7 protein-coding genes are annotated in these 8491 nt (G+C 68.0%); 5 read left to right on the top strand and 2 right to left on the bottom strand.

Features of this window, described 5'->3' with window-relative positions:
* The coding region (locus tag Q0716_RS01925; protein WP_299019064.1) for an ABC transporter ATP-binding protein at window positions 1-632 on the bottom strand (632 nt) is incomplete at its 3' end.
* A gap of 40 nt (window positions 633-672) precedes the next feature.
* Complete coding sequence (locus Q0716_RS01920; protein WP_299019062.1) at window positions 673-2619, bottom strand: AMP-binding protein; 1947 nt, start codon at window positions 2617-2619, stop codon at window positions 673-675.
* A 203-nt stretch (window positions 2620-2822) separates the two neighbouring features.
* On the opposite strand from Q0716_RS01920, the gene Q0716_RS01915 reads away from it, so the two are divergent.
* From Q0716_RS01915 to Q0716_RS01895, 5 genes are all read left to right on the top strand, one after another.
* Entirely contained in the window at window positions 2823-3539 is a 717-nt protein-coding gene (locus tag Q0716_RS01915) for a Crp/Fnr family transcriptional regulator (RefSeq protein WP_299019059.1), read from the top strand.
* A 175-nt stretch (window positions 3540-3714) separates the two neighbouring features.
* The gene (locus Q0716_RS01910; RefSeq protein WP_299019056.1) at window positions 3715-4581 is read left to right on the top strand and encodes a DUF4394 domain-containing protein; all 867 of its coding nucleotides are present in this window, start codon (window positions 3715-3717) and stop codon (window positions 4579-4581) included.
* A gap of 16 nt (window positions 4582-4597) precedes the next feature.
* Complete coding sequence (locus Q0716_RS01905; RefSeq protein ID WP_299019054.1) at window positions 4598-5197, top strand: methylamine utilization protein; 600 nt, start codon at window positions 4598-4600, stop codon at window positions 5195-5197.
* Window positions 5194-7611: an EAL domain-containing protein gene (locus Q0716_RS01900; protein ID WP_299019052.1), complete on the top strand. Its 2418-nt coding sequence runs from the start codon at window positions 5194-5196 to the stop codon at window positions 7609-7611. The genes Q0716_RS01905 and Q0716_RS01900 overlap by 4 nt, the downstream gene beginning before the upstream one ends.
* Window positions 7608-8378, top strand: a complete 771-nt coding sequence (locus tag Q0716_RS01895; RefSeq protein WP_366139707.1) for a pseudouridine synthase — start codon at window positions 7608-7610, stop codon at window positions 8376-8378. Before Q0716_RS01900 ends, Q0716_RS01895 begins: the two co-directional genes overlap by 4 nt.
* Window positions 8379-8491: the final 113 nt, after the last annotated feature.

The following is an 8491-nucleotide window of genomic DNA, read 5'->3' as shown; positions in this document are numbered from 1 at the left end:
GTGGTGCCGAACTCGTCGTTGACGTCGAGGATGAAGCGGCACATGTCCTGCTTTTCCTCGACGTTCATGCCGGCCATCGGCTCGTCCAGCAGCAGCATCTGCGGCTCCATCGCCAGCGCGCGGCCGAGGTCCACGCGCTTTTGCAGCCCGTAGGGGAGCTGGCCAACGGGCGTCTTGCGGTAGGCCTGGATTTCGAGGAAGTCGATGATGCGCTCGACCACCTCGCGGTGCGCGATCTCCTCGCGCTCGGCCGGGCCGATGCGCAGCGCCTGCAGGAAGAGGTTGCTCTTCATGCGCAGGTTGCGCCCGGTCATGATGTTGTCGAGCACGCTCATGCCCTTGAACAGCGCCAGGTTCTGGAACGTGCGCGCGATGCCCATCTCGGCGACCTGGCGCGAGTTCATGTGCTTGAACGTCTGGCCGCGGAAGGTGATCGTGCCCTCCTGCGGGGTGTAGACGCCGTTGATGCAGTTGAGCATCGAGCTCTTGCCCGCTCCGTTGGGGCCGATGATGGCGCGGATCTCGTTCTCGCGTACGTCGAACGAGATGTCGGTCAGCGCCTTGACGCCACCGAAGCGCAGGCTGATATTGCGGACGTCGAGGATGACGTCACCGATGTGTTTCTGGGCCATGGGACATCCTGGGGGTCGATGGGCCGTGAGGGTAGGGGCATCAGGCCGCGGCCTGCATGGGGGCGAACGTCTTGGCGTCGGCGATGCGCAGCGTGGCACTGATCTGGCCGGTGCGCCCGTCCTCGAACTTGACCTGGGTTTCGATGTATTGCTCGGTTTTGCCGCCGTAGAGGGCGTCGACCAGCACGGCGTATTTTTCGCCGATGTAGCCGCGCCGCACCTTGTTGGTGCGTGTGAGCTCGCCGTCGTCGGCGTCGAGCTCCTTGTGCAAGATCAGGAAGCGGTGAATCTGGCTGCCCGACAGCATCTGGTCGCGGCTGAGGTCGGCGTTGACCTTTTCGACGCACTCCTGGATCAGCGCGTACACCTCGGGCTTGCCGGCCAGGTCGGTGTAGCCGGCATAGGGCAGGCCGCGCCGCTCGGCCCAGTTGCCCACGGCGTCGAAGTCGATGTTGATCATCGCGCAGACCTTCTCACGCCCGTCGCCGAAGGCCACCGCTTCCTTGATGTATGAGAAGAACTTGAGCTTGTTCTCGACATATTTGGGCGCGAACATGGCGCCGTCGTTGGGGCCGCCGCGCAGGCGCCCGACGTCCTTGACGCGGTCGATGATCTTGAGGTGGCCGCTGGCGTCGATGAAGCCCGCGTCGCTGGTGTGGTACCAGCCGTCGGCATCGAGCACCTCGGCCGTCGCCTTGGGGTTTTTGTAGTAGCCCTTGAGCAAGCCCGGCGAGCGCACCAGGATCTCGCCCGCGTCCGAGAGCTTGATCTCCACCCCCTCGCACGGCACGCCCACGGTGTCGGCGCGCACCTCGTGGTCGGGCTGCAGGCAGACGAAGACGGCGGTCTCCGTCGAGCCGTAGAGCTGCTTGAGGTTGATGCCGATGGAGCGGTAGAACGTAAAGAGGTCCGGGCCGATCGCCTCACCTGCGGTGTAGGCCACGCGCACGCGCGAAAAGCCCAGGTTGTTGCGCAGCGGCCCGTACACCAGCACATCACCCAGCGCGTACAGCAACCGCTCACCCAAGCCCACGGGCTGTCCGTCCATCAGGCGCGGCCCGATGCGGCGCGCCACGTCCATGAACGCATGGAACATCTTGCGCTTGATGGCCCCGGCGTCTTCCATGCGGATCATGACGCTGGTGAGCATCCCTTCGAAGATGCGCGGTGGCGCAAAGTAGTAGGTCGGCCCGATTTCCTTGAGGTCGATCATCACGGTGGCCGACGACTCGGGGCAGTTGACCACGTAGCCGCAGCACAGCCATTGCGCGTAGCTGAAGATGTTTTGCCCGATCCAGGCCGGCGGCAGGTACGCCAGCACTTCTTCTTTTTCGGTCAGTTTGTCGAACTTGGCGCCCGCTTCGGCGCGGTTGAGCAGCGTGAAGTGCGTGTGCACCACGCCTTTGGGGTTGCCCGTGGTGCCCGACGTGAAAAACATCGCCGCCACGTCGTCGGGCTGGCCCAGCTCGACCTGCTCCTGAAAGAAGTCGGGGTGTTCCTGACAAAACACGGCGCCCGCCGCCTCGATCTCCTTCAAGCCCGCCAAGCCGGGCTCGTCGTAGTTGCGCAGGCCGCGCGGGTCGTCGAACAAGATGTGCGCGAGCTGCGGACACTGCGGACGAATTTCGAGCATTTTGTCGACCTGTTCCTGGTCCTCCACCACCGCGAAGCGCACCTCGGCGTTGTTGATGGGGAAGACGCACTCCGCAGCGACCGCGTCCTGGTACAGCGGCACGGGAATGGCGCCGAGCGACTGGGTGGCCAGCATGGTGGCATACAGGCTGGGCCGGTTGGCGCCGATGACCACCAGGTGCTCGCCGCGCTGCAAGCCGAGCTGGTGCAAGCCGGCGGCGATGTGTTGCACGCGCTCGCGCATCTGCCGCCAGGTGGTGGTCTGCCAGATGCCGTATTCCTTTTCGCGCATCGCGGGAGCATCCGGACGGGTGCTGGCGTGCTGGATCAGCAGGCGCGGAAATGTCGTTCGCATGGGGGCTCCTCTGCCACTGTGGCCAGCTTGACGCGGCCACGATCACTATCGTTGCGCCAACTGTACGGCGAAGTTTGACGTCGTTCTGTCCGGGTAAAGACAATTTAGGGGTTCCCCTCCCTAGGACTTTCCCTAGGGTGTGGCGTGATGGGCGATGAGGCGTCCAAGAATCGACCCATCCGCAAGGGGGAGTTTCGTCAACCATGGTCAACGCCTACCAACGACTGCGGCAGCGCGCGCGCGCGCTCAACGAGGACGAGCTCGCCAGCATCCCCTGGCTGACCCGGCTAGAGGGCGAGGCGCGCCTGCGGGCCGTGGATGCGCTCGTGGTCAGCGAGGCCGATGCGGGCGACTACATTTGCCGCGTCGGGCGGCCGGTGACGTATTGGTTCGGCCTCATCGACGGGTTGCTCAAAATGAGCAACGATGACAGCCGGGGCCCGATCATGACGTTCACCGGCGTGGCCCCCGGGGGCTGGTTCGGCGAGGGCACGGCACTCAAGCGCGAGGCCTACCGCTACAACATCCAGGCCCTGCGCCGCAGCCGCGTGGCGGGGTTGCCGGTGGATACCTTTCACTGGCTGCTGGACCATTCGATCGCCTTCAACCGCTTCGTGATGCACCAGCTCAACGAACGCCTGGGACAGTTCATCGCCGCGCGCGAGATCGACCGCATCACCGACCCGGACGTGCGCGTGGCGCGCAGCCTGGCCAATCTTTTCCATCCGGGTCTCTTTCCGGGTGTGGGGCAGGTGCTGCGCATCACCCAGCAAGAGCTGGCGTATCTGGTGGGCCTGTCGCGCCAGCGCGTCAACTTGGCGCTGGCGCGCTGGCAGCAGGCGGGCGCGATTCAGGTGGAGTATGGGGGCTTGCGGGTGCTCGATCTGCAGATGCTGCGCCGCGCCGGACTGCCGTCGTGAGGCTTGAGTCGGGCGGGCCGCAAGGGCGCAACCGCAGCAGGCAGCAGGCGGCGCTTTGTCGTATAAGATGACATTGATATATCAGCGGTGCGCGGGACCGGGCGCGGCAGTCACGCCGGGGCCCGGAGGTGTTCCCTCAGCCGTGTCCGTGACTCAACGACGAAAGGAGATGCTGATGTCGAGCGGGTGGACTCCGATGACGCGCTGGGTAGCGCGGGCCATTGCCGCCATATCGTTGCTCGCAGCGACCGTCGCCAGCGCGCAGCCCGCACGGGCACCGCAGCCGCATACGCTGTGGGTGCTGACGGCATCGCACACCCTGCTCCAGGTGCGCGCGGATGCCCCGCAGAAGGTGGTGCAGCGCCGCCCACTGCAGGGACTGGAGCCAGGAGAATCTGTCCTAGGCATGGATTTTCGGGTGGCCAGGGGTGTGCTCTATGCCGTGACCGACCGCAACCGCTTGCTGACCATCGACACCGCGACCGGCGCGGTGCGCGAGGTGGGGCGAATCGCGGATTTGCCACTGGCCCCAGGGCCAGTGGGCGTGGATTTCAACCCAACGGTGGACCGGCTGCGCCTCACTACCGCGCAGGGTGTCAACGCGCGCGTGCACCCCGATACCGCCGCGCTCATCAAGCGCGATGCCGACTTGCAGTGGGTGGCTGGGGCGCCGGACGCCCAGCCGCCGCGCGTGCTGGCGTCGGGCTACACCTACAACACGCGGGACGAGAAAAAGACCACCAAATACGCCATCGATGCGCGTGGGCTGCTGCTGATGCAAGGCTCGCACGAAGATGCCTCACCCTTCGTGTCGCCCGATCTTGGGGGGCTGACGGTCGTCGGGCCGCTTGGCACCGGCCCGCTGGCCGACGCGGCCTTCGACATCGCGGACGTCGACAACGCGGCATTCGCAGCTGTGCGGGCGGAAGCCTCTGGCGCGCCGACGCGGCTGCTGCGGGTGGACCTGGGCCGCGGCAGCGCGCAGGACTTGGGCTCTCTGGGCGATGGCGAGGCCGTGCGTGGCCTGGCCATCGAGCCGTGACGCGGGCGGTGTTCCCATGTGGCGTTGGCTGGTGGTGGGGCTTTGGCTGGCGGCGACCTTGGCCAGCGCCGCCGAGTTGCGGGTGACGGTGCGCGACGCGCGCGGCCAGCCGCTGCCGGAGGCGGTCGTGATGCTGGAGTCACCCCAGGCCGCCCGTGCGGTCACGCCTCTGACTGGGGTCGAGATGGTTCAGCGTGACAAAACGTTCAATCCCCAAGTGCTGGTGGTCACGCGTGGCACGGCGGTGTCCTTTCCGAACCAGGACACGGTGCGGCACCACGTTTACTCGCTGTCACCGGCCAAGCCATTCGAGATCAAGCTCTATGCCGGCACCCCCGCCAACCCGGTCGTGTTCGACCGGGCCGGTGTCGTGTTGCTCGGCTGCAACATCCATGACCACATGGTGGGGTGGATCGTGGTGGCGGACACCCCGTACCATGGCTTGACGGACCCCAAAGGCACGACGCGGCTGGCACCGGTCCCGGCCGGTGCCTATGCGCTGGTGGTGTGGCACCCGGATCTGCCGGTCGGCTCCAACGGCGTGCGCCGCGCCGTGACCCTACGCGACGGCGCCCCGGTGGTGGTCGACGTGGTGTTGGCGGAGGTGGGGCGTTGAACGCGCGCGCGGACGGGCGGCACGGCTGGCGCCACACCCGGCTGGCGCCGCGCATCGTGGGCATCAGCGTCGTGTTGCTGTTGCTGGTGCAGGCCGTGGTCTTTGCGATCGTGCGTGTGGGCATCGAGCGGCAGGCGCAGGCCGTCATTGCCAAGGAACTGGCCACGGGCGAGCGCGTCTGGCGCCGGTTGCTCGACCAGAACGCGGCGCGGCTGCGGCAGGGCGCCCAGTTGCTGGCCAGCGACTACGGGTTTCGTACGGCCGTCGCCTCGGCGGATCGCAAGACGGTGCTGTCGGCGCTGGAAAACCACGGTGAGCGCATCGGGTCGGTGCTGACGGCTTTTCTGGATGCCGAAGGACGGCTCGTCACGCGCACCGACTTGCCCGCCACCGCGTTGTCACCGCAACAAGTGGACGATCGGCTGCAGGCCGTGGCCCGCTCGCTGGCCGAGCAGCCACAGCAACCGAGCGTGCTCGCACTGCTGGACCGTGTGCCCTACCAGTTCGTTCTGGTGCCGGTGCGCGCGCCACTCGTGATTGGCTGGGTGCTGATGAGTTTTCCGATCGACCAGGCCTTGGCCGACGATATGGATCAGCTATTCGCGGTGCCGTTGGCCGTGGTGGGTCACGGGCCGGGGCAGGAGCCGGCGGTCGTGGTCAGCACCGGGGTGGCGCGGCCGCCGCAGCGGCACGCCCCGATCGCGGCGCTGCCGCTGGGGGTGAGCCCCTTGACCTTCGATGGCGAGCGCTACCTGGCGCGGGCCTTTGCGCTCGATACGCTGCACGGCGAGGCCACCACCGTGCTGTTGCGCTCGGTGGACGAGGCGATGGCGCCGTTTTGGCAGCTGCAGTGGCTGCTGCTGGTCGTCGCGGCGCTGGGTGTGGGGCTGTTTGCAGCCATCAACTGGGCGGCGATGCGCCGAGTAACGCGGCCGCTGCGTGCCCTGACCCGTGCAGCCCAAGCCCTGGAACGCGGCGAAGCCGCGGTGGCGCTGGAGGGCGCCGACCGCGGTGACGAGGTGGGGGCGCTCGCCCGCGGGTTCGAGACCATGCGCAGCAGCCTCGCGCGTCAACAGGCGGACATTCAGCGCTTGGCGTTCGAGGACCCGCTGACGGGGCTGCCCAACCGGGCGCGGCTGCGGCTGGCGCTGTTGCAGGTGTTGGACGGACGGTCGCCGTCCCACCCGCTGACGGTGCTGACGCTCAACCTCGATCGATTCAAACACATCAACCACGTGCTGGGCTACGCGTTTGGCGACACCGTGCTGCGCGCCGCGGCCCAACGCCTGCGCGACGTGGTGGACGCCCCGGGTGCGCTGCTGGCGCGGGTGGGCGGAGACGAGTTTTGCGTGCTGGTGCCGGGTGCCGATGCCGATGCGGCCATGGCCCTGGCCGAGCGGCTTGCGGCGGCCTTTCAGGCGCCGCTCGTGCTGGACGAGCAGACGGTCGATTTGAGCGCGGGCATGGGCGTTGCGGTGTGGCCCGACGATGGCGCCGACGCCGATACGCTACTCGGGCGGGCCGAGATTGCGATGCGGGCCGCCAAGGCGCGCGCCGAGCACTGCTTGCGCTATGACGCCGCGCTCGATGCCGGCAGCGCGCAGACGCTGTCGCTGCTGAGCGACCTGCGTCAGGCGGTCGACCGGCACGAGCTGCGCTTGTATCTGCAGCCCAAGATCGACGTGCGCACCGGGGCCGTGGTTGCCGCCGAGGCGTTGGTGCGCTGGCACCACCCCCGGCGCGGCCTGGTGCCGCCGATGCAGTTCATCCCGTTTGCCGAGCAGACGGGGTTCGTGCGGGCGTTGACGCGCTGGATGGTGGAAGAGACCGCGCGCCAGTGGCCGGGGCTGCAGGCCGCCAGTCCCGGTTTGCGTGTGGCGATCAACCTCTCGACGCGCGATCTGATGGCCCCCGATTTGGTCGAATGGCTCGAAGCGTGGCAGCGCCGCCACGGGATCGGCCCGGCCGCGGTCGGTTTGGAGATCACCGAGAGCGCTATCATGGACGACCCGCAGCGGGCCGAAGCGACGCTCAATCGACTGGCCGCGATGGGTTTTCGGTTGTCCATCGACGATTTCGGCACGGGTTACTCGTCGCTGGCCTACCTGAAGCGGCTGCCGGTGCAGGAGCTCAAGATCGATCGCTCCTTCGTGATGGGCATGGAGCGCGCAGCCGACGACGCCGTCATCGTCCGATCCACCATCGACCTGGCGCACAACCTGGGGTTGTCGGTGGTGGCCGAAGGGGTGGAAAACGCAGCCATCCTGGTGGCACTGCGCGACCTGGGCTGCGACGAGGCGCAGGGCTACCACATCGCGCGGCCCATGCCGGTGGACGACTGGGCGGCTTGGTGCCGCACCTGGCGCAGCACGGGGTCACCCGCCGCGCCCCCGTCGGGTACAGTGGCGGCATGACCATCCGTTTGAACAAGCGCTTGGCCGACCTCGGCCTGTGTTCGCGCCGCGAGGCCGACGAGTGGATCGCGCGTGGCTGGGTGCGCGTCAACGGGCACCCCGCCACGCTGGGGCAGACTGTCACCGAGGCCGATCGCATCGACGTGGCGGCGCCTGCCCGCGCCCAGCAGCGCGAGCGGGTGACGATCGTGTTGCACAAACCCGTCGGCTACGTCAGCGGTCAGCCCGAGGACGGCCACCCCAGCGCGGCCACGCTGATCCGGCCACAGACCCGCTGGTGCGAGGATCGGTCGCGGCGGCGGTTTCAGCCGGCCCACGCGCGTGGGCTTGCGCCCGCGGGCCGGCTGGATATCGATTCCACGGGGCTGCTCGTGCTCACGCAAGACGGCCGGGTGGCCAAGGCGCTGGTGGGCGAGCACTCGACGGTGGACAAAGAGTATTTGGTGCGCGTGCAGTGGGGGGCGCCGGGTTCGGCGGGGGTGGTGGCGCGCAACGTGCAGGCGGTCTTTCCGCCGCAGCGCTTGGCGCTGTTGCGCCACGGGCTGGCGCTCGACGGTGTGGCGCTGCGGCCCGCCCAGGTCGAGTGGGTCAATCCCGAGCAGTTGCGCTTCGTGTTGACCGAGGGCCGCAAGCGCCAGATCCGCCGCATGTGCGAGCAGGTGGGTCTGCACGTGGTGGGCCTCAAGCGCGTGCGCATCGGCGGCGTGACCTTGGGGGCATTGCCGCCGGGCCAGTGGCGCTACCTGGGGGAGCACGAACGCTTCTGAGGCGGTGCCGCAGCGGCCGGGGCGGCCGTGAGCTGGCCTCTTGAAATACGGGCGCTCTGTCCCCAGTGTCCTATTGTTGCGGGGCGGGCGGATGACGAGCCGTATGTTCCCGC

Origin of the sequence: uncultured Tepidimonas sp. (genome assembly GCF_938045175.1) — a bacterium.
Lineage (GTDB): Bacteria > Pseudomonadota > Gammaproteobacteria > Burkholderiales > Burkholderiaceae_C > Tepidimonas.
This window is presented reverse-complemented; position numbering and strand designations above follow the sequence as displayed.

Coding starts and splice junctions, on each gene's coding strand:
- Q0716_RS01920 (WP_299019062.1), bottom strand. CDS start 2,619: ATGCGAACGACATTTCCGCGCCTGCTGATCCAGCACGCCAGCACCCGT.
- Q0716_RS01915 (WP_299019059.1), top strand. CDS start 2,823: ATGGTCAACGCCTACCAACGACTGCGGCAGCGCGCGCGCGCGCTCAAC.
- Q0716_RS01910 (WP_299019056.1), top strand. CDS start 3,715: ATGTCGAGCGGGTGGACTCCGATGACGCGCTGGGTAGCGCGGGCCATT.
- Q0716_RS01905 (WP_299019054.1), top strand. CDS start 4,598: ATGTGGCGTTGGCTGGTGGTGGGGCTTTGGCTGGCGGCGACCTTGGCC.
- Q0716_RS01895 (WP_366139707.1), top strand. CDS start 7,608: ATGACCATCCGTTTGAACAAGCGCTTGGCCGACCTCGGCCTGTGTTCG.